This is a genomic window from Stenotrophomonas maltophilia, assembly GCF_013464915.1.
GTDB classification, from domain to species: Bacteria; Pseudomonadota; Gammaproteobacteria; order Xanthomonadales; family Xanthomonadaceae; genus Stenotrophomonas; species Stenotrophomonas maltophilia_AT.
The window spans coordinates 120,956-141,794 of the sequence record NZ_RAVT01000002.1 but is presented as its reverse complement, the minus strand read 5'-3'; the positions used below and the strand labels follow the sequence as shown (position 1 = coordinate 141,794).

The window sequence follows — 20,839 nt, the reverse complement described above, 5'->3', positions numbered from 1 at the left end:
CTTGACGGCAATCGCCCTGCAACGTGCGTGGCGATGGTGGCTTGGCTGCTCCGTATCCAATGCAACGCCTGGATACATCCACTGACTAGAGGAGATGTTCATGAACGAGCTGATTGAGCTGGGTGTAGTGGCAGGACAGCAGAACCCTGACGAACAGGGTGTGGGTGGTGAACTGATCGAGCTGGGCTCGGTGGTTTCGGAAACGAAGGCACACAACCACGGCACGTTGTGGGATGGCGTCTTCCCGACCACCTCGCCCTGATCTGCCGCGCAATGCGGTCACTGCGGTGCATGCCCTGCATGCACCGCTTCTTGGTCACAGGGCAGGAGAGCACGTGATGGAGCAGGGCACCGCCCCCTATTTCCTGTCGAAGCAGGCACATGTCTGCGTCACCGGTGATGCGATGGTGATACTTGACCAGGGCACGGGGAAATATCTCTCCATCGACAGGCGTGGCGCCGCAAGCCTGGGAGGCCTGGTTCTCGACTGGCCCTTGCCGCCCGATGGGCAACGGATGCCGAAGCTCCTGCAGTCGCTGATCGATCGCCAGCTGATCACACGGGATCCACGGCAGGGCAAGTCCGCGGCCAGCCCCCGTCTTGAACTGCCACGGCACTGGGTGCGCGAGGGGGAGCCAAGGGGATGCCCGAAGATCACCGCGCGCGACGTGGGCAGGTTCATGGCGTCGGCGGCCCATGCCGCCTGCTGCAGGGCGGTCCTGCCGTTCAGCGCCACCGTGTCATCGGCCCGCWGGCGGGCCGACATCTCCCCGGGCACGGCGGCAAGCCTCCAGGAGCTGGCCTTCCTGGTCCGGGTGTTCGATTGGCTCCGGCCCGTCGCCTTCAGGAAGACCGATGAGTGCTTTCTCTACTGCCTGGCGATGAGGGAGTTCCTGTCGAAGTACGGGATCGTCCCTGCCTGGGTGTTCGCAGTCAGGACACAGCCGTTCGCTGCGCACTGCTGGCTGCAGCACGGTGATCACGTGCTGACCGATATTCCCTTCAACCTGCGCCGGATGGTCCCCATCCTGGTGCTGTAACGAAACCTGTCGCATGTATCGATACATCGCCGTGCTCTGGAACACGTTCTCCGAATCCGCGACTGCCCACGCGGGCCAGGCGGTGGCAAGGATCGAGGCCACGCTGCCCGGTGCCAGCTGCGTGATGAACGGAAACGGGGCTGCGATCTACGCGCAGACTGACAATCCCGGCTATTTCGAATGCAATCGATCCGGTTCCCTGGCGGTGCTCGGAACGCTGTTCCACAAGCATTTTGGCGCAGGCATCGTACCTGAGCGCGCAAACCTCGATGCGGACTCGGCCGACAGCGCCTGCAGCACCCTCGGCCGCAGCATCGTCGAGCGGTACTGGGGCCGGTACGTGGCGTTCGGCTACCAGCCGCAGACGGCGAGCTGGTTTGTCCTGCGCGATCCCACTGCGGAGATCCCGTGCTACATGACCACGGTGGGCCAGGTGACGATCGTCTTCTCCAACATGGAAGACTGCCTGAGGCTGGGCCTGCGCGACTTCAGCGTGGACTGGTCGTTCCTGTCCTACTCCCTGCTGTACCCGTTTCGTGATGGCCTGCAGACCGGCTTCGAGGAGGTCACTTCCGTTGAACCCGGCGAAGCGGTTTCGATCCGCGATGGCGAGCCGGTCGGCCGGCAATGCCAATGGGACGTGGTGCGGCTGGCCCGCGACCAGGCTGTCGAGGACATCGACGAGGCCGTGCAGCTGGCCCGTTCAACACTGCTCGGCTGCATCGGCGCGCTGGCCGGCCAGCACCGGAAAATCCAGTTGCAGCTGTCCGGTGGGCTGGACTCCTCGATCATCCTGGCGGGCCTGCTGCATGCGCCCTCAGCTCCCGAGGTGACCTGTGTCCATCATTACGACGACGGCATCGGTGCCGACGAGCGGCGATTCGCACGACTGGCGGTCGAAGGGGCCCGGCAATCCTCGGGCAGGCACTGCGAATTCATCGAGTACCGGCGGCAGCCACACTGCGCGCTGGAAGAGATCATGACCTTCCCGCGCACAGCGCGGCCAGCGCATTGCTCCGGCTATCTCCTCCACCGACGCGACGTGGACTTCGACGGCGACACCGTACAGTTCACCGGTGTCGGCGGTGATGCAGTGTTCCTGCGTTTCAAGGGCAACGCCGCTGCGATCGACTACGCCTGGCGTCGCGGCATCGACCGGGGATTCTTCCGCGTGGCCTTCGAAACCGCGCAGTCTGGCGACTCGCTGTACGGCGTACTGCGGGATGCGCTTGTCCATGGCCTGCTCAGGCGTCCGGCCAGCATCAACGGCCGATGGGGCAAGCCCTGCCCATGGGTGCGGGTGGAGCATGCCGAGCAGGATGGCATGCAGCCGGCCTGGCTGCGGCATGCCCTGGAGCAGGGGCATCACGTATCCCCCTACAAGCTGGCCCATATCGGCCGGATGATTTTCCCGACCAGTGTGCTTGATCCGTTCGAGGGCGTGGGACGCTGGCATGGCGTGTCACCGATCAGTGCGCAGCCGCTTGTCGAGTTGTTCGCGCGCATACCGCTGCACCTGCTCATGGCCGATGCGGAGGACCGCACCATCGCGCGGCGCGCACTGAAAGGCCTGCTTCCTGAGGCGCTGCTGTCGCGAAAGGTGAAGTCGTATCTGGATGATCACTCCGTGGCCGTCACCCAGGGGCACCAGCCGTTCATCAGCAGCCTGCTTGTCGATGGGTTCCTGGCCAGGCGTGGCTACCTCGACAGCGCGCTGGCCGATGCGGGCATCCGAGGGGTCAGTCCGGATCACTCGTCGCAGGTGCTGGGCATCTTCGGCCCGCAGATCAACATCGAAGCCTGGCTGAGGCGCTGGTCCGGCCAGGCTGGTCCGCAGACAGCCGGCGTGGTCTAGGCGTTCCGGCTCATCTCTTCCAGGTAGAGGTTCTCGAGATGGTTCGCGGTGATCGTGCTGGCATCCAGCGTCCTGCGCAGACGACCGGCGCGCATCAGGCCGATCGTGGTCGCCACCTCGCGGGCCCGGAACAGATCGTGGGTTGCCATCAGGATCGCCGTGCCGCGATCACGCTCCCGTACGATCAGCTCGTGGAACTCGGCGGATGCCGTGGGGTCCAGGCCGGAGGTCGGCTCATCCAGCAGCAGCGCCTTGGCTTCCTTGACGATGGCCAGTGCGACGCCGACCTTCTGCCGCATGCCCTTGGAATACAGGCCCGCGCGGCGCCCGAACGCCTCGGTTGCCAGCCCGGCCGACCTGAGCGCCTGCTTCAGCCGCGCAGGTGAGCGCTCCTCGACACCGGCCAGGCGGGCGAAGTAGTCCAGGTTTTCATAGCCGGTCAACTCGTCGTACAGCGCCACGGTCTCGGGGATGTACAGCAGCCGCCGCCGTACCTCCTGCGGCTGCTGGTGTGCACTGAGACCGTCCACTTCGGCCGCACCGGAGGTGGGTTTCAGAAAGCCAAGGAACAGCTTGATGGTCGTCGACTTGCCGGCGCCGTTGGCGCCCAGCAGGCAGAAGATCTCGCCGGGCTTCACCTCGAAACTGACGTCATCCAGCGCACGATGCGCACCGTGCTCCATGACCAGGCTCTTTGCAGACAGCATGTGGACGTTTCCTCAGGGCGTTGCCAGCCGACCGCGCAGCGAGGCGGCAGCAAGCAGGACAATCAGGCTGGCGATGATCAGGGCGGCAAGATCGGCCAGGACACCCGGCTGGGCAGCGCCCGCGGGCTCGCGGAACTGGAAGCGGGGGAGTGCCTCGTACTCGTCGAGGGTCTGCGGCAGGTCACGGTCCAGATAGCCCTCGTGCAACAGCCGCCGCGCCTGCCAGAAAGTGTGGACCTGACGCTGGAAGTCGAGCGCGCGGTCGGCATCCGAGCCTGCGATGCGGTCAAGCGCGTCCTGGGTGGCCACGGCGGGCAGCAGCAGCCGCACCCTGTCCAGTACGCGACGGTACGCTGCCTCCGCCCGGGCATGCGAGGCGATCAGCGGGGCCAGTTCACGATCAGCGGCGACCCGGTCGGCATAGGCCTGGCGCACCGCATCGGGAATGACAGGCGATGACGAATGCTGGGGTGCCGGTCGTACGAGGTGCTCGCGCTGCTGGCGCTTGGCGATATCTGACTGCATCGCCTTCACTTCCGTGGCGAACTGCATCTGCGACGGTGGCGGCGCGATCAGGTTCACCGCGGCCAGGGTCAATGAGGGGGCCATGACCACGATCAGCAGCCACAGCGCGCCGGCGGCGATGGCCGCCTCGGTGGTGCGGCGGGAAAGGCACGCGATCAGCAGCGCCAATGCCAGCCAGAAAGCACCGTAGGCGAGTACGGTCAGGGCCAGCATGATCAACCCCACTGGGCTGCGGGCGCCTGACCAGACGGCCATTGCGACGATGATGGCCAGCGTGGGCAGCAGCACCATCAGGCCACGGGCGAGTGCCTTGACCACGAGCAGCCGCGTCGCCGAAACCGGCTGCGACAACAGCAGCGCCACGATCCCGCGCTCACGCTCACGCGACCACAGGTCATGGGTGGCCACGAGAATGACCAACGGCAGCAGGAAGACGATGACGAAGGCCAGATCGAACCGCCCTGCGGCCCGTGCTGCCGGATTGCCGATGTCGGCCCAGACGTGCTTGAGCAGCTGGGTCGGATCGCCCAGCGCGACCACGTCGGCGGTGTAGGGGTAGGCATCCGCCTGGCCGATCGATAGCGATGCCATCTCACCGGGCACCAGCACCGGCTGCACGCGGGGCAGCACCGACGGCGCCTTGCCGACGAACCTGCGGCTGCGATCCCTGGTCTGCTGCTCTTCCTGCTTGATCAGTGCGATGGCCGCCTCGCGCTGGTCTACCCAGGCGCGGCCGTTCCAGGCGGCGTAGGCTGCCAGCCCCAGCAGGAGGACAAGCAGCACCGGCAGCGCCCGGTCACGCAGCAGGCGACGGACCTCGTAGCGGCCAATCGACACCACGCTCATGGCGATCTGCCCAGCTGCCGCGACGAAACGACGACCGCCATGAGACCGAGCATCAGCCATGCGAACAGAATGGCGAGGTTCACGCCCTGGATTGCGGCGATGCCAGCCAGGCTCTGCTGCGGCCCCCGGTACTGCACTGGGCGGGTGATGCCGGCGATATCGGCCAGATGCTTCCCGCCCCCTGGCGCCTTGTGCAGTTTCACTTCCTGGTTGAGTGCCTGGATCAACCGGTAGCGGTACTCCTCCACCCCACGCAGGAATGCCAGGTGCGCCCGGAAATCCGTGCCCGCGAACGCACGCGACCAGGACTGCAGCGCCAGCGTTGGAGAGGCAATGGCGAACAATCGCTGCGTGGCATCCTGCTGCTGGTAGGTGGCATGCAGGTTGTCGAAGTGGCGGTTGTAGACGCGCGTCGAGTTCGCCTCGGCAAACTCCAGGGCCACGCCGCGGAAGTTCACCGGCAGGTCGTCCACGTTGTCGACGTGGTAGCGCGCCATCAAAGCCGTGCGCAAGGCGTCCAGCCGCTTGTCCGCCGGGTCGTGGCCATCCGTACCGTTCTCCGCTTCTTCGGTGACGCCCACCCTGAAGGAGGGCGCGGAAGGGGTCGGATGCAGGGATTCGGCCACGGCCGGTGCCACCCTTGGCACCAGCAGGGTGGACACCACCCAGAAGCCCAGCAGTACCACCAGCGACGTTCGAGCGGAGCCGGCAAGTGCCGACACGCCCACGGTGAACGCGCAGAACACCAGCAGATAGAGCACATAGGCCGCCGCAAGTGCGAGCAGGGCGACGATATCGGCGGCGCCGCCGTACTGGATGAACAGCCCTGGAAGGCTGATCAGCAGCATCGCCATCACCAGCAGCAGCGAGGCGGCCGCCAGGGCAATCAATCGCCCGCTGATCAGCGCGCCGGCCGAGGCGCCGGTGCCGAGTTCCTGGCGCAGCGTCTCGCGGGCTACATCGCCGGACAGGCTGGCGAAGCCGGACAGGATGATCAGCAGCGGCGCCACGACCTGCAGTGCCCATGCTGCGGAGAAGCCCTGGAAGCGACTGAGTGCGGTGCCGGCGTCCACGGCGCGGTGCCGGGCCGGGTTCCGTGCATGGCCCTCGATGAATACCGAGGTTCCCAGGAAATCCGTCAGCCCGGGGTCCAGCGCCGCCAGCGGCCGCACCGGGGCAGGAATGGCTCGCCCGACATGGGCGGCACTGTGGGGGTCGATCGTGCCCTGGCTGTCCCATAGCCGCGCCTCTTCCTCGCTCACTGCCTGGCGCTCCTGCGCCTGCAGGGTCATGCGTGCGGCGCCGCTGAGCACCGACGCACCCGCAATCAGCAACAGGACAACGGCGAGCCACAGCACACGCCGCTCTCGCCACATCAGCGTGAGCTGGGTGGACGCAACAGCGAAGGCCTGCTGGATGGCCAGCGTGGGCCTCGACGCGGCAGGAGAATGGGCACGCATGCGGGGCCTACCAGCGATGCGTCAGCGTCATGGACAGGAAACGCCCCAGCGCTGTCGCGTTGGTGGGGTCGTAGCCGGTATTGATGCTGTTGATGATGAACGGTGGATCCCGGTCGAACAGGTTCTGCACGTTGAACGCGAGCGAGGTGCCACGCTGCGGGTCCGCCGGCGGGCCGAAGTGATAGGCGAGATTGAGGTCGACGGTCGTCCATGAGCTGACGTGGGGGCGGGCGAGGTTGGCCGGATCGCGATAGCTGTCCACGTAGTTCACGAACAGACCGCCCGCGGCCTGCTGCCGGCTCAGTGCGATGCCTCCGCGCAGCTTCAGGTCCACCGGGTAGTACACCGCGTTCACCGCGTCCACCTCGGGAGAGGTGCTGGTCACGCGCCGCTTCGATTCGATGATGTACTGCCCGGCCAGGTCGATCGCGATGTGGGTCTGGCCGGCATCGAAGCCATAGGAGGTGCTGACATCGACGCCGCGCTGCCGGGTGAAGGCATTGTTCCGGAAGCGGTTGTCGAGGATCACCTGGCTGTTGGTTTCGTCCGTTCCGGCGGGCAGCGCATACGGGCCCACGCGCGAGACGAACAGGCCCAGCCCCGACACACCCAGCTGGCGCGCCTGCTGGATCTGCTGCTGCGTGGGGTTGGTGGTCAGGATGTCCGCGTAGGGGGCCGTGGACTGGAGGAACAGCGAGGGGAAGCTGCCGCCGAAGCCACTGCCGATGCGGTCGGCGTAGTCGATGTGGTAGTAGTTCGCGTCGATCCTGAGGCCAGGCACCGACGGCGGTGCGAACGAGAAACCGCCGGTCCAGGTCTTGGCACGTTCGGGGCCCAGATCCGGGTTGCCATTGGACAGCATCATGAGGATCGTGTTGCCACCGGGCGCGGCCGGATTGGGCACGTTTGCCACCACCACGGTGTTGTTCAACTGCATGTCCTGGTACACCGGCGCCCGGTAGGAGCGGCCATGGCTGGCGCGGAACGACAACCCCTCGGTCGCCTCCCACAGCACGCCGAACTTTGGATTCAGCGTGGAACCGAAATCGCTGTAGTCGTCATAGCGCGCCGCTGCGGTCAGGGACAGGCTGCGCACACCCGGCAGGTCCTTCAGCAGCGGAACGTTGAGCTCGGCAAAAGCGGACCTGACGGTGCGCTGCAGGTCGAGCGGCTTTTCCAGGCCACGGTGATCGACCAGTTCGTAGCCATCGCGACGGTACCCCGCACCGAAAGCAGCACGAACGCCGCCGACGGGCAGGTTGAACAGTTCACCGTCGGCAACCACGTCCAGGTAGCGCGATTCGGAATTGGTGTTGGTGGACGGTGCGGTACTGGCGGAGCTGCCGGTGATGGTGGTGCGCTGGTAGGACACATCGCTCCTGCCGAACCCGGAATCCAGGCGTGCCTGCCACTCATTGGGAAGATCCAGCGTGAGGCCGGCGAACAGGTCGAACTGCCGCGTGTGCGGGAACAGTCTTGTTTCGTCGGCCGTGCCGGAAATGGTGGTATCCATCTCGCGCTTGGCAAAGGAGCCGGTGACGTTCAGGGTCAGCACATCAGTGAGCTGCTGCACGCCGTCCACATACAGGCTGTGCCGCTTCGATCCTGGATAGAGGTCGTAGGGCTTGACCCGCACGTTTCTCGAGAAGTCCTTCTCCACCGCCGGCAGGTTGCCCTGCTTCAGGAACTCGTAGCTGGCCAGTACGTGACCACCCTCCCATGACCAGCCTGCGGACTGCGATGCCTGGTATTCCTCCATGCTGCCGGCAGTGACCGTGCCATAGCGCACAGCGGTCTCGTAACCGGTGAAGTCGCGCCGCAGGATGATGTTGACCACGCCCCCGACCGCATCGGTGCCGTAGATGGCCGAGGCGCCATCGGTAAGGATTTCCACGCGTTCTACAGCACTCAGCGGGATCAGCGAGACATCCACGTACTGGTAGCGGTTGGATGAGGTCACGCGGTGGCCGTTGATCAGGGTCAGCGTGGTGCCGGTACCCAGCCCGCGCAGGTTCAGGGCGGTGCCCTGGCCGAAGTTGTTGCCGGTATCGCGGTCGACCCCCAGGTTGGCAACGTTCGCACCGTTGGCGCCACCGCCGAAGTTCTGCGGCAGTTTCTCGAACAGTTGCTGCACGGTGGCCGCGCCGGTGCGGTCGATGGCTTCCCTGTCGATCACGATGACCGGCGAGGCGCCGCCACCTGCGGCGTTGCGGATGTTGCTGCCCACCACCAGGACCTTGTCCAGGGTCGTGGCCGGGGCCTCGGGCGGCGAGCCTGCCGCACTCGAGCGCTGGCCAGCGACCGTGCTCTGTGCCGCCACCGGCAGGCTGGCCAGCAATGCAGCGGTGATGCCGAGGGCCATGCATGCGCGCGGCGTGGCAGTGGATACGTTCGTCATTCCCCGGTCCATCGATCCCATCCGAAAGTGGCCTGCAACGCGGCTGCGCCGCCCTTAATGGCGATGTTATATCATAGCATTTGGGCGAGCAATGGAGAGACGCCGTGGGCCTGCTGGAACGACATCGATGACAAAGACCCCAGTTCCGCCGCCAGTTGCCGAAATCCTGGCGGCGTACTGGAAGGCCGACCGCAGGCTGTTGCTGCTGATCGCCGGCAGTGTCCTGTTGTCCAGTCTTGCCAGTGTTGCTGCGCCGTACCTGTTCTCGCGCCTGATCGACCGCTTGCCCGTCGATGGAGTCAACGCGCTGGCGTGGGGATTCCTGCTCTATGCCGTCGTACTGGGCGTGGGCAGTGCCCTGCAGAACACGGTGCAGTACCTGTCGTTCCTCAGCGGCGAGAACCTCGGCTTCATCACCAGCACCCGCTACTTCGCCCGCCTGTTGAAGAAGACCAACAGCTTCTTCCTGGACCACAACCCCGCCGAGCTGCAATCAGCCGGGGAAAAAGGCCGTGGCGCACTGAAGATCGTCGTGCAGCTTGGGCTGGTTGCCTTCATTCCCAGTGCGTTGCAGATCGTGCTAACCCTGGTGACGCTGGGCACGTTGATCAACCTGCAGGTGGTGGTGATCGTGCTGGCTTACGGCTTGGTGGCGGTCACGCTCTCGGCCATCGCCACCCGCCGTGCCCGCATCCATCGTGAAGCCGCCGTCGAGGCCGGGCAGCAGAATGCCCGTTTCGTCGGCAACGCCATGAATGCCATGGAAACGCTGCGCCAGTTCGGCGGCAGCGCCTGGATGGTGCAGCGCTTCGAGCGGAAGGCCCAGGACGTGCGCGACAGCTGGCGCGCCTACGTGCTGCAGCGGATAGGCTTCATCGCCCTGCTGGGCATCGGCCTCGCGGTGGAGTTCATCGTGACCTTCCATCTGCTGCTGCCGCGCTACCAGAGTGGGACGCTCAGCGTCGGCGACATCGTCCTGTTCAATCTGCTGCTGCTGCAGCTGAACATGCCGTTCGAGATGATTGCCCGTTCCATCGACGACGTCGCGCGCTCCTGGAGCATGCTGGGCCCGCTTTCAACCCTGTGGGCTGCGCCCGAAGAACGGCAGGTGGCCCATGCCCAGCGCTTCGCCGGGGGCGATGGCCGGCTGGAGTTCCAGCGGGTCAGCCATCGTTACGGCAACGGGCGCGGGGTGGACGATGTCTGCTTCCAGGCCGGGCGCGGCGGCATCACCTTCCTGATGGGGCCCACCGGGTCGGGCAAGTCGACGCTGTTCAAGCTGGCCCTGAAGTCGATCGATCCCCAGCGTGGCCGGATTCTCGTGGATGGCGTCGAGCTGTCCGATATCGACCGTGCTGCGTGGCATGCCGCGGTCGCGGTGGTTCCCCAGGACGTCATCCTGCTCAATGAAAGCCTGGCCGACAACATCCTGCTGGGGCGCGCGCGTGATGATGCCCGGCTGCGGCATGCCGCACGCAAGGCCGCGATCCTGCCACTGATCGAGGCCTTGCCCGAGGGGCTTGAGACCACGGTGGGCGAGCGTGGCCTGAAGCTTTCCGGCGGGGAGCGCCAGCGCATCGCCATCGCGCGTGCGCTGTATGGCGAGCCGGCAATCCTGTTCCTGGACGAAGCAAGCTCTGCCCTGGACGAAGCCACCGAGCGCGAGATCATGGACCACATCCGTGCCATTGCCGGTGAGGTCACCGTCGTGGCCATCACCCACCGGCGCAGCGTCGTGACCGCGGCCGATCGGCTGATCGATCTGGGGGAGGGCCATCAAGGCAGGCCAGGGGCTCTTTCCGCCCCCGGGTGATCGGCCTGGCAATGGGCTATCGTGTGCGCTCTTTCCCGATCGCCCTTCAAACGCCAGCGCATGGAAGCTCTTTCGATGACAGTTCGAATCCAGCGGTGGCGCAACGCCTTCGCCCTGTCCGCCGCCCTCCTTGGCGCGGGCTGCTCCGCCGGAACGGCTCCACCGAAGGATCTGGGGGCGGACATCGACCAGGTCGCGCAGACCCTGATCGAGCAACCGCTGCTGCATGCGGCCTCCATCGCAGTGGTGTACCGGGGCAGGACGTTCATCCGCCATCGCGGTGACATGGAAACCGGCAAGCCAGGGCCGCCCACCGACGCAACCGTTTACGAAATCGGCTCGTTGAGCAAGACGCTGGCCGGCACCCTGATGGCCAATGCGGTCCTGGAAGGCAGGCTGGGCCTGGAGGATGACATCCGCACGTACCTGCAGGGCGACTATCCGAACCTGCAGTACCAGGGCCACCCCATCCGCATCCGCCACCTGCTGTCGCATACCAGTGGCCTGCCGAACATGCTGCCGGAACGTGCGAACACGGTGCTGGAGGATTTCACCGACCACCGCACGCCGGCTGAACTCAACGCCATCTACACAGGCTACGGCAAGGCCGATTTCCTGAAGGACCTGCATGCCGTGCAGATCCCGCGGATGCCGGGGAAGGAGTACGCCTACTCCAGCGTCGGCACGCAGCTGTCCGCGCACATTCTGGAACAGGCCCATCAGCGTGACTACGAGCCGCTGCTGCGTGACTTCTTCCGTGACTCGGCCGGCATGACGGGCATCAGGATCAACCTGGGCGATGCCGAAACGCCACGGCTGGCAGTCGGTTACCACAGCGACAATCCGGTGCCGACCACGCCGATGCCGCAGCTGCCATGGGGTGCTTCCGGAAACGTGAAAGCAACCGTGCCCGACATGGTGAAGTACCTTCAGTTCGAGCTGGCCAACGGTCCCGTCGTACAGGAATCACACCGTACGCTGGCCACGTTCGACGACGACTTCAGCATCGGCTACTTCTGGAACATCGTTTCCGGCGATGACCGGAAGGGCGTGTATTACGCCCACCACGGTGGCGTGCCACGCGCGCAGTGCTACATCTACATCATGCCGAAGCATGATCTTGGCATCTTCGTCATCACCAACCAGAGCGGTGATCAGACGGCACACGCCATGGAAACGGCAGTCGATACGCTTGTCGAAAGAATTGCTGCACGGGATGGCAAGGGAGGGCCTCGATGATCCGCCGCCTCTTGCTGGTGCTTGCGATGCTCCCGTTCGCCGCCGGGGCCGTGGTCATCCGCGACGATGTCGACGATGCCCGATACCACATCGACACATCGGAGTTCCCCGCACTGGCCGACATGCCAGGCGAGGGGCACGGTGTCCTGATCGCACCCGGATGGGTGCTGACCGCCGCCCATGCGGCGCCGATGGAAGGGATGGGTGCAACCATCACCATCAACGGGAAGAACTACGGCGTTGATCGGGTTTTCCTGCATCCAGGTTTCAAGCGGATGCCGGACGCCCTGGGCAAGGAGGCCATGGCAACGGGAAATCCCTCCAGGATCCACGCGTTCCTGGCCACGTCGGACGACATTGCGCTGATCAGGCTGGCGGTGCCGGCCAGCGGTGTGCCGCCGGTAGTGCTCTATCGCGGCACGGCCGAGGCCGGGCAGGTTGCAGCCCTGATAGGGAAGGGCGCCACCGGCAACGGCGCCACGGGCCTGGTGCCGAACGGGTCGCATCGCACAACCCTGCGCCGGGCGTACAACGCCATCACCGGCGGCAACGAACGCTACCTCTGGTACCGGTTCGATCGGCCGCCGCAGGGTCTGCCGCTTGAGGGCGTGCTCGGCAACGGCGACAGCGGCGGCCCGCTGCTACTCGAGGATCAAGGTGCATGGAAGCTGGTCGGCCTTGGGTCCTGGATCACTGCCGTTCCCGAGCACGCCCTTGAAGCGGGCTTCTATGGCCAGGTGGTCTACAACGTTCGCGTGTCCCGTTACATCGACTGGATCGAGGACGTGATGTGCAGCAACGGCGGCGCCTGCCGTCAGCCGTGAAGCAAACCATTGCAGGAGTTGCTCGCTGGCCTTGGCTTGGCTGGCTGCCCGCCGGGCGCTGCATCGGTCCTGCCCGCTTCCAATCGGGCAGGGGCGTCTAAATTGCAAATAACTCGCATTACATTCCGGCCACTTCCCCATTCCTGACGCCGGCCGCCCACGTCGGCAGTTCATCCGGCCATCCCAGTGACGCTCACGCCCCTCCTGTGTCGATCGCAGATCTCTGCAACGGGGATGCCGTGCCTGCGCTTGGCCGTTGGCGGTGGCTTCATGGCGTTGTGCATAGCGTTGCTGCGGTCCGGATCAATGTGACCCGTCACGCCATGGATCTGCCTGATGTCTTCCGATCGCTCGTCGATGCCAATCGCGCTCAGGTCACAGCCGGTCGCCGTGGTGCCACCGCAGCCTCAACCCATGCGACAGCCGATCGTATGGCGTCGCGGCAGCAGGCCCGTCGGCTGGCCGAAGCCGGGGCGGGTGAGATGGCTCGGATCAAGAAGGTGCTGGCGATGCGGAAGGCAGTGCCGGCGCCTATAATCGCGCCCCGGGCATTTATCGCCACCCTCGCTGCTCAGGGCATCAGGGCGATGCCGTGACCACGTTCTGGAATTGATGAAGAGTGAAGAAGTTCATGGAAGATTCGATTGGAGCCCGGGCTCGCGCTGTTCTTTGCACAGGCCTGCTTGCTCTCGCCTGCAGCGCCCACGCGCTTGGCAGTGACGGCGCGACCTCGTTGAAGAGCCTGCTGGCGGCAGCCGAGGCTGGCAGCGCAGACGCCGAGAATGATCTTGGAGATCGCTACAACGAAGGCAACGGTGTGGTCAGGAACCCGGTGACGGCGGTTGAGTGGTATCACAGAGCGGCCGAGCAGGGCCATGGATCTGCCCAATCCTCCCTTGGCGTGATGTACCTGAATGGAACCGGGGTTCCCAAGGATCTCGCGCAAGCGCTGTTCTGGGTGCGCAAGGCGGCGGAGCAGGGCAACGGCCTTGCACAGTCCGACCTGGGGATGATGTACCTGGAGGGATTGGGCGTGCCAAAGGATGACGGGCAGGGCCTCGCCTGGATCCGAAAGTCGGCCGAGGGAGGGAATTCCGCAGGGCAGTACAACCTTGGCAGTCTGTATGAGAGCGGCGGGGCGGGCCTCACCGAAGACCGGGCCGAAGCCATGCGCTGGTACTCCAAGGCGGCCGTCCAGGATCTCAAGGGAATCCTTGTCAGCGATGCTCGCCGGAAGCTGTGCTCGAATGGCAAGGAAGGCGAGGTGTGGTGTGACCAGATCGACCCCCCGCCGAGGTTCAACTCGGTTGAGGAGCTGATGGCAGCCGCACAAGGGGGCGACGCCGAGGTCCAGGCCGTGCTCGCGACCATGTATGCCGATGGTCTCGGCGTGGAGAAGGATGAGATCCAATCGGCCGCCTGGTTCCGCAAGGCAGCAATGGCGGGCTACGCGCCCGCACAGTTCGAACTGGGGAATCTGTATGCCACCGGGCAGGGCGTGCCCAAGGACAGGGATGAGGAAATCTACTGGTACTGCGAAGCCGTGGCGCAGGGACATGACAGGGCGTTTGCCAATCTCCAGATAATGAACGCCCTCAAGCTGTTCGATCCGAAGGACTGCCCGGAGCGCCGTGCACGCAGGCGCTGATTGCCATCGGGCAATGACTGCCATCTCACCCGGACCTCACGCAGAGGCCCGGGTACAGGAAGGCCTCACACCGGGGGACGGCCGGTATTTCCGCTCAACCGGTGCCTGATCACGCTGAAAGCTCCTCGCGCACGATCTTCGCCCCGGCGCTGAGCGCGCGCAGCTTGCCGCGCGCCACTTCACGCGCCAGCGGTGCCATGCCGCAGTTGGTGCTCGGGTAGAGCTTGTCGGCATCCACGAACCGCAGCGCCTTGCGCAGCGTGTTGGCCACGTCCTCCGGCGTTTCCACCGTATTGGACGCCACGTCGATGGCGCCCACCATCACCTTCTTGCCACGCACCAGTTCGATCAGGTCGATCGGCACGTGCGAGTTCTGGCATTCCAGCGAGATGATGTCGATGCTCGAGGTCTGCAGCTTGGGGAACGACTCTTCATACTGGCGCCATTCCGAGCCCAGTGTCTGCTTCCAGTCGGTGTTGGCCTTGATGCCGTAGCCGTAGCAGATGTGCACCGCCGTCTGGCACTTCAGGCCTTCAACCGCACGCTCCAGGGCGGCCACGCCCCAGTCGTTCACTTCGTCGAAGAACACGTTGAAGGCGGGCTCGTCGAACTGGATGATGTCCACTCCAGCGGCCTCCAGTTCCTTCGCCTCTTCGTTGAGGATCTTCGCGAACTCCCAGGCCAGCTTTTCGCGGCTCTTGTAGTGCGCATCGAACAGCGTGTCGATCATGGTCATCGGGCCGGGCAGGGCCCACTTGATCGGCTGCGCGGTCTGGCGGCGCAGGAACCTGGCATCTTCCACGAACACCGGTTTCGGACGGCTGACCGCGCCAACCACGGTCGGCACGCTTGCATCGTAGCGGTTGCGGATGCGGACCGTTTCGCGCTTCTCGAAGTCGACACCGCTGAGGTGCTCGATGAAGGTGGTAACGAAATGCTGCCGGGTCTGTTCGCCGTCGCTGACGATATCGATGCCGGCGTGCTGCTGTTCCTGCAGGGACAGGCGCAGTGCATCCTGCTTGCCTTCAATCAGGCCGTCGTCCTGCAGCTTCCAGGGTGACCAGAGCTTCTCGGGCTCGGCCAGCCAGGAGGGCTTGGGCAGGCTGCCTGCGGTGGAGGTGGGAAGCAGTTTCTTCGTCGACATTGCGTCTTGTTTCCTGGGGGCGAATGGGGAATCGATGGATCAGCGGGCAGCCCACTGCTCAAGCACGGCGCGGTACGGCTTGATGAAGTGTTCTTCGGTGAACCGGCCCTGCTTGACCGCCAGCTGGCTGCGCTCTTCGCGGTCGTAGACGATGCGGGTGGAAGAGTAATCCTGGTGCTTCAGGCTGGGCTGGTAGACCTTGCCTGCCACGGAGTTGGCGTTGTAGATCTCCGGGCGGTAGATCTTCTGGAAGGCCTCCATCGTGCTGATGGTGCCGATCAGCTCCAGGTTCGAGTAGTCGCCCAGCAGGTCGCCCTGGAAGTAGAACGCCAGCGGTGCGACGCTGCCCGGCGGCATGAAGTAACGCACCTGCAGGCCCATCTTGTCGAAGTACTGGTCAGTGGGCGAGAACTCGCCCTGGCGGTACTCCACGCCCAGGATCGGGTGGTGGTTCTCGGTGCGGTGGTAGGTCTTGCTGCTGGAGACGCTGATGCAGATCACCGGCCCCTTGCTGAAGTTGGCACGGTAGGCGTCAGACTCCAGGAAGTGCTTGAACAGCTTGCCATGCAGGTCGCCGAAGCCTTCCGGAATGCCAAAGGTGGCCTTGCCTTCGTTGCTGGCCGGCAGCACCACGCTGAAATCGTAGTCGCGCACGTAGGACGAGAAATTGTTGCCAACGATGCCCTCGGTACGGGCACCGGTGCGGGTGTCGACGATGGTCGGACGCAGCACCTCGATCAGCGGAAACGGATCGCTGCCATCGCCGCCATCGATGTGCATCTCCACCGAGATGATGTCCAGCTCGACCGCGTAGCGATCCGCGCTGGGGTTGTCCCAGTGCGCCAGATCGTTGAAGCGGTTGTTGATCATGCTGATCGTGTTGCGCAGGTTTTCCTGGCGCGACGCGCCGCGGGCCAGGTTGGCGAAATTGGTGGTGATGCGCGTCCCGTCAGCAGGCTGGTAATCCTCGTTGAAGGGGATGCGCGTGATGCTGAAGGTGAAGGTGTCGGTCGTCATGGGTGGCGTTCCGTAGTGCGGGGTGACATCCGGATGCGGGCGAAGGCATCCGGCATTCAAAGTGCTGCGGCGGCCTCAAGGGCGGCGGCGCGATGGCGGGGCAGGGCCAGCAGCGGCAGGGCCCGCCGCACCGCCAGCCGTGCCCGCTCGATCAGGGCATCGTTGTGCACGCGGCCGTCGGCGAAATCGCGGTCGGTGGCGTAGACACCCAACGGCAGGGTGCGCGCCTGGAAGAAGCTGAAGAGCGGGCGCAGCTGATGGTCGATCACCAGCGAATGGCGCTCGCTGCCACCGGTGGCGGCCAGCAGGATGGGGGTGTCGACCAGTGCGTCCTGGTGGATGAAGTCGAAGAAGTGCTTGAACAGCCCGGTGTACGAGCCGCGATAGACCGGCGTGCTCACCACCAGCACATCGGCCTCCTCGACGGCGGCCAACTGGCGTTCCACGGTGTCGGGCAGCTGCGAACGCCAGAGCGCACCCGCCAGCTGCGGGGCCAGTTCGCCCAGCTCGACCAGGTGCTGCTCGCTATGGATGTCCTCGCCGATCAGGTCCAGCAGGTGCTCGGCCAGGGTGGCGGCCCTGGAGGGACGCTGCAGTCCGCCGGAAACGGCGACGATTCGAAGGGGGCGGGCAGGTGAAAGCATGAGCCGATGCTAGCCATGCCCTTCCATGACGTAAAATGGTATTACTTCACCAATCCATGAGCGGGATTCATCATCATGCTGGAGCGGATCCACCTCAGTATCGTGCAGCAGGTCGAGCAGCAGGGCTCGCTCACCGCTGCCGCCGGCGTACTCAATCTGACCCAGTCGGCCCTGAGCCACAGCATGAAGAAGCTGGAGCAGCAGCTGGGCACCGACGTCTGGCTGCGCGAAGGCCGCAGCCTGCGGCTGACCCAGGCCGGGCAGTACCTGCTGGCGGTTGCCAACCGGGTGCTGCCACAGCTGGACCTGGCCGAGGAACGACTGGGCCAGTTCGCACAGGGCGAGCGAGGCGCACTGCGCATCGGCATGGAGTGCCATCCGTGCTACCAGTGGCTGCTGAAGATCGTCTCGCCCTACCTGGCCGCCTGGCCGGATGTGGACGTGGACGTCAAGCAGAAGTTCCAGTTCGGCGGCATTGGTGCACTGTTCGGCTACGAGATCGATCTGCTGGTCACCCCGGACCCCCTGCTGAAGCCGGGCCTGAAGTTCATTCCGGTATTCGACTACGAACAGGTGCTGGTGGTGGCCAGCAGCCACGCCCTGGCCAAGGTCGACCACGTAAAGCCGCGCCAGCTCGGCCAGGAAGTGCTGATCAGCTACCCGGTGCCGTTCGAGCGCCTGGACATCTACAACCAGTTCCTGCTGCCGGCCGGCATCACGCCGCGCCGGCACAAGGCCATTGAAACCACCGACATCATGATGCAGATGGTGGCCAGCGGCCGCGGCGTGGCGGCCATGCCACGCTGGCTGGTGGAGGAGTACGCCGCCCGCATGGACGTGGTGCCGGTTCGCCTCGGTGCGAAGGGCATTCCCAAGCAGATCTATCTGGGGGCGCGCGAGGCGGATACCGGTATCGACTACCTGCAGGCTTTCATCGAGCTGGCGCGGAACAGTACGCCGCTGGCCAGCAACGCACGTGGGGGCACGTAATGTCCGCACCTGCGTCACTGCGGTTGCGGGCCTTTCTTGATGCCTTTTCGCTGGAGGTGAGCGCCAAAGCCATGCCCGCACTATGCGCGGAGGCTGCCCGCATTCCGCGCGGCACGACAATTTCCATTCCCTGGCTGGCCAGCGAGGACGACGACGCACGACTGGCTGCGGCGCGCAGGGTGCGTGAACTGGGCTTCGAGCCGATGCCGCATCTTTCGGCCCGCCGCATCGAGTCGCGTGCGGTGCTTGAACGGTTCCTGCAGCGCGCCGCCAACGAGGCCGGTGTAGCCCAGTGCCTGTTGGTCGCCGGCGATCTGGCCACGCCCGCCGGCCCATTTGCTGATAGCGCTTCGATCATCGGGGCCGGGCTTCTGGAGAGGGCCGGCATCAAGGTCGTCGCCATCGGTGGTCACCCCGAGGGCCATCCGGTCATGGGCAGTGATGAGTGCTGGCAGGTGCTGGAACACAAGTGCGAGGCCATCGAAGCGCGCGGCATGGCGCCGATGATCATCACGCAGTTCGCCTTCGATGCCGACATCGTTCTGGCCTGGCTGGACGCGCTGCGCGCCCGTGGCATCGACGTTCCGGTGCTGGTCGGCGTGCCGGGTCCGGCAAGCATCGCCCGGTTGGCGCGCTACGCCGCAATGTGCGGGGTGGGTGCCAGTGCCTCCATGCTGGCAAGGTACGGCATCTCGATCGGGCGGCTGCTCGGAAACGCAGGGCCGGATGTATTCGTGGACCACCTGGTGAGCGGTTTGACCGACGCACACGGGTTGGCCAGCCCGCACTTCTTTCCGTTCGGTGGTATTGCCCAATCACTGGACTGGATCAAACGGCATCCGGCGCAGGCATCGGCTGTCGGCGGCTGACAGGCCATCAATGACGGCCGCCGGGCAGCGCACGTGCTTGCCCGGTCCCGCCCCAGTCAGCCCTGCCGGTGTCGCCTCTCGGACGGGCAACTGATCAGGCCGGCATTGCTGATGGCCTGGCGCGTGCCGCATGCGCGGCACGCAAGCACGGTTCCCCCTCTCACATGCTCCATCTCCTGCTCACCCCAGACACTGGTTGCACCGCACGCTGTGCAGGTCGCTTCGATCTGCAGGGCCCGGGCCAGGTCGCCCTCCGCGCCCGGCCTGTAGGTGAGGTCGGTGATCTTGAATATGCCGGTATGACTCATTGGAACGCCGTTGTGGGTCTACTACGGGAAGGTATCGATGCAGAGGTGTCGGGCACGTCGGCGCGGTGTCGAGAAGCGGTGCGGATCAGTTCATGGGTCACTACGCAACGTGAATTCCTCCAGCCGGGCACGGCTGACGGACTGATGGTTGCCACATCCCGGGCAGCTGAGCGAAGCAGCGCCGTTGAGGTCGACAAGCCCATGATCAGGAATGGCCCGGAATTGCCTTGAGCATTTCAGGCAGGAGCAATCAATCCGGGTGACCTGCAGCAGGGTGCCATCCTCTCGCGCCACTCCTTCGACGCTGACTACATAGAACTGTCCGATGTCTCGCATGAAGATGAACAATGCCCTGAATGTTTGGGGCGCCCATCATGCCGTCCGACGCTCCGTAAGGCTCACCCATCGGCCGTCCCTATTCTGAAGAGTTAAGAATCAGGATCAGGTGGAGGGCTTGTACCGGGTGCTAGAGTGTGTGCAGGTGCCGGTGTGGCGCCACATTCAAGGCGAAGTTCATGCCCATTCGGGCCGTTGTATATGCAAGTCAAGCAGTAGAGGGTCTTTCGATTGATCGCCTGGAGGCGCTCGTGGCCGATGCCGCGAGGTTCAACAAGGTTGCAGGCGTGACGGGCGTGCTGCTGCACGACGGCACGCGATTCGTGCAGTACTTCGAAGGGCCCGAAGATGGCGTGGCCAGCGTCTACGAGCGCGTGCTGCAATCGGCCAGCCACACGGATGTCGTGGAGCTGGCCCGGGGGCGCGTCTCCACCCGCCAGTTTCCCTATTGGTCGATGCACCAGCTTCCTGCCGATCAACTTCTGGTCGGCCGCCTTGCAAGGGCCGACTGGTCACGCTTCAAGAGAAGCCAACCCGAGGAGATGGCAGGCTCCGTGTGGGGAATCGATGTGCTTGCTGCGGCGGTAGCGCCCTACGTGTACGCCGCTTAGTTTCCGCTTCGGCGGCCACTTGGTTAAGGGGTGCAGTGACATGAAGGTTCCCATCACGCTCATCGCTGCACTACTGGCTGCGGGCCCGGCGCTTGCCGACTCCCCATTGCCGCCGCCGGAGAGGTTCACGGCATGCTCCTCCACGCGGAATCTCTGTGCTGATTCCGATCCGGCCATGAATTCAACACGGGTAACGCCACAGGCATCGGGTCAGGAAACCTGGCTGATACCCGGCTGGCATCGCTGGCTGTTCCCGTCGGACGATGGGGAATCGGTCGTCGTCGGCTACGAGGGCATGAACCTGGTTCCGGCTGACGTGACGTTGAACGAGCCAGTGCTGCATTTCTACAATCGTGGCCGCTTGGTTCGCACCGTCACCCTGGGCGAACTGTATCGCCGCACATCGCAGCTTCGGCGTACTGTCTCGCACTTCGCCTGGGTGAGCACCATCGGCTTCAATCGCTCCAACCAGTTCGTCGTCGAGCTGGTCAATGGAGAGAAGGTGGCGTTCGCCTCCAGGACTGGCGCCCGCGAGCCGGTTCGGCCGGATAGCCGCTGACAGCCC

General features: G+C 65.0%; 20 protein-coding genes. 12 read left to right on the top strand and 8 right to left on the bottom strand.

The features are described 5' to 3' along the window. Window positions 1-100: 100 nt before the first annotated feature. The 3 genes from D7T59_RS00670 (at window position 101) to D7T59_RS00660 (ending at window position 2,895) form a co-directional block, all read left to right on the top strand. On the top strand, window positions 101-262 hold the full coding sequence (locus tag D7T59_RS00670; RefSeq protein WP_164145897.1) for a hypothetical protein: 162 nt from the start codon (window positions 101-103) through the stop codon (window positions 260-262). A 76-nt stretch (window positions 263-338) separates the two neighbouring features. Next, a complete protein-coding gene (locus D7T59_RS00665; protein ID WP_180882679.1) occupies window positions 339-1,040 on the top strand; it encodes a lasso peptide biosynthesis B2 protein in 702 nt (233 codons plus the stop codon). A 13-nt stretch (window positions 1,041-1,053) separates the two neighbouring features. Then, window positions 1,054-2,895 carry an asparagine synthase-related protein gene (locus D7T59_RS00660; RefSeq protein ID WP_180850841.1) on the top strand — a complete coding sequence of 614 codons (1,842 nt, stop codon included), beginning with the start codon at window positions 1,054-1,056 and terminating at the stop codon, window positions 2,893-2,895. Here the strand turns inward: D7T59_RS00660 and D7T59_RS00655 are convergent. Genes D7T59_RS00655 through D7T59_RS00640 form a run of 4 tightly spaced genes read right to left on the bottom strand, consistent with a single transcriptional unit; the run spans window position 2,892 to window position 8,831 of the window. Beyond that, on the bottom strand, window positions 2,892-3,602 hold the full coding sequence (locus tag D7T59_RS00655) for an ABC transporter ATP-binding protein (protein ID WP_164137026.1): 711 nt from the start codon (window positions 3,600-3,602) through the stop codon (window positions 2,892-2,894). The genes D7T59_RS00660 and D7T59_RS00655 overlap by 4 nt on opposite strands. A gap of 12 nt (window positions 3,603-3,614) precedes the next feature. Then, complete coding sequence (locus tag D7T59_RS00650) at window positions 3,615-4,973, bottom strand: ABC transporter permease subunit (protein ID WP_180850840.1); 1,359 nt, start codon at window positions 4,971-4,973, stop codon at window positions 3,615-3,617. After that, window positions 4,970-6,433: a DUF3526 domain-containing protein gene (locus tag D7T59_RS00645; protein WP_180850839.1), complete on the bottom strand. Its 1,464-nt coding sequence runs from the start codon at window positions 6,431-6,433 to the stop codon at window positions 4,970-4,972. Before D7T59_RS00645 ends, D7T59_RS00650 begins: the two co-directional genes overlap by 4 nt. Window positions 6,434-6,440: 7 nt before the next feature. After that, complete coding sequence (locus D7T59_RS00640) at window positions 6,441-8,831, bottom strand: TonB-dependent receptor plug domain-containing protein (protein WP_258012886.1); 2,391 nt, start codon at window positions 8,829-8,831, stop codon at window positions 6,441-6,443. 127 nt (window positions 8,832-8,958) lie between these two features. Between D7T59_RS00640 and D7T59_RS00635 the strand changes: the two genes are divergently transcribed. The 5 genes from D7T59_RS00635 to D7T59_RS00615 all read left to right on the top strand — a co-directional run bounded on the left by D7T59_RS00635 (window position 8,959) and on the right by D7T59_RS00615 (window position 14,355). After that, window positions 8,959-10,644: an ABC transporter ATP-binding protein gene (locus D7T59_RS00635; RefSeq protein WP_180850837.1), complete on the top strand. Its 1,686-nt coding sequence runs from the start codon at window positions 8,959-8,961 to the stop codon at window positions 10,642-10,644. 75 nt (window positions 10,645-10,719) lie between these two features. Further along, window positions 10,720-11,883: a serine hydrolase domain-containing protein gene (locus tag D7T59_RS00630; RefSeq protein ID WP_258012885.1), complete on the top strand. Its 1,164-nt coding sequence runs from the start codon at window positions 10,720-10,722 to the stop codon at window positions 11,881-11,883. Beyond that, entirely contained in the window at window positions 11,880-12,707 is an 828-nt protein-coding gene (locus tag D7T59_RS00625) for a S1 family peptidase (protein WP_180850835.1), read from the top strand. Before D7T59_RS00630 ends, D7T59_RS00625 begins: the two co-directional genes overlap by 4 nt. 323 nt (window positions 12,708-13,030) lie before the next feature. Beyond that, the gene (locus D7T59_RS00620; protein WP_180850890.1) at window positions 13,031-13,303 is read left to right on the top strand and encodes a hypothetical protein; all 273 of its coding nucleotides are present in this window, start codon (window positions 13,031-13,033) and stop codon (window positions 13,301-13,303) included. Window positions 13,304-13,326: 23 nt separating this feature from the next. Further along, window positions 13,327-14,355 (top strand): SEL1-like repeat protein, encoded by a 1,029-nt coding sequence (locus D7T59_RS00615; protein WP_180850834.1) that lies wholly within the window; start codon window positions 13,327-13,329, stop codon window positions 14,353-14,355. A 109-nt stretch (window positions 14,356-14,464) separates the two neighbouring features. On the opposite strand, the gene D7T59_RS00610 is transcribed toward D7T59_RS00615, so the two are convergent. From D7T59_RS00610 to msuE, 3 genes are read right to left on the bottom strand one after another with little or no spacing between them, the layout of a single operon-like run. Continuing rightward, entirely contained in the window at window positions 14,465-15,499 is a 1,035-nt protein-coding gene (locus D7T59_RS00610) for a methionine synthase (protein WP_164137018.1), read from the bottom strand. 39 nt (window positions 15,500-15,538) lie between these two features. Further along, window positions 15,539-16,516 carry a DUF1852 domain-containing protein gene (locus tag D7T59_RS00605; protein WP_106548480.1) on the bottom strand — a complete coding sequence of 326 codons (978 nt, stop codon included), beginning with the start codon at window positions 16,514-16,516 and terminating at the stop codon, window positions 15,539-15,541. A gap of 56 nt (window positions 16,517-16,572) precedes the next feature. After that, the gene (gene msuE / locus D7T59_RS00600; protein ID WP_164137017.1) at window positions 16,573-17,160 is read right to left on the bottom strand and encodes an FMN reductase; all 588 of its coding nucleotides are present in this window, start codon (window positions 17,158-17,160) and stop codon (window positions 16,573-16,575) included. A gap of 75 nt (window positions 17,161-17,235) precedes the next feature. Between msuE and D7T59_RS00595 the strand changes: the two genes are divergently transcribed. Both D7T59_RS00595 and D7T59_RS00590 read left to right on the top strand, forming a co-directional pair. Beyond that, window positions 17,236-18,150 (top strand): LysR family transcriptional regulator, encoded by a 915-nt coding sequence (locus tag D7T59_RS00595; protein WP_142805981.1) that lies wholly within the window; start codon window positions 17,236-17,238, stop codon window positions 18,148-18,150. Beyond that, entirely contained in the window at window positions 18,150-19,019 is an 870-nt protein-coding gene (locus tag D7T59_RS00590; RefSeq protein ID WP_164137016.1) for a methylenetetrahydrofolate reductase, read from the top strand. The genes D7T59_RS00595 and D7T59_RS00590 overlap by 1 nt, the downstream gene beginning before the upstream one ends. A gap of 56 nt (window positions 19,020-19,075) precedes the next feature. Here D7T59_RS00590 and D7T59_RS00585 read toward each other — a convergent pair whose 3' ends face one another. After that, window positions 19,076-19,327: a hypothetical protein gene (locus tag D7T59_RS00585; protein ID WP_099552179.1), complete on the bottom strand. Its 252-nt coding sequence runs from the start codon at window positions 19,325-19,327 to the stop codon at window positions 19,076-19,078. 515 nt (window positions 19,328-19,842) lie between these two features. On the opposite strand from D7T59_RS00585, the gene D7T59_RS00580 reads away from it, so the two are divergent. Both D7T59_RS00580 and D7T59_RS00575 read left to right on the top strand, forming a co-directional pair. Beyond that, on the top strand, window positions 19,843-20,274 hold the full coding sequence (locus D7T59_RS00580; RefSeq protein WP_164137015.1) for a BLUF domain-containing protein: 432 nt from the start codon (window positions 19,843-19,845) through the stop codon (window positions 20,272-20,274). A 40-nt stretch (window positions 20,275-20,314) separates the two neighbouring features. Beyond that, entirely contained in the window at window positions 20,315-20,833 is a 519-nt protein-coding gene (locus D7T59_RS00575; protein WP_180850833.1) for a hypothetical protein, read from the top strand. The last annotated feature ends 6 nt before the right edge of the window (window positions 20,834-20,839 follow it).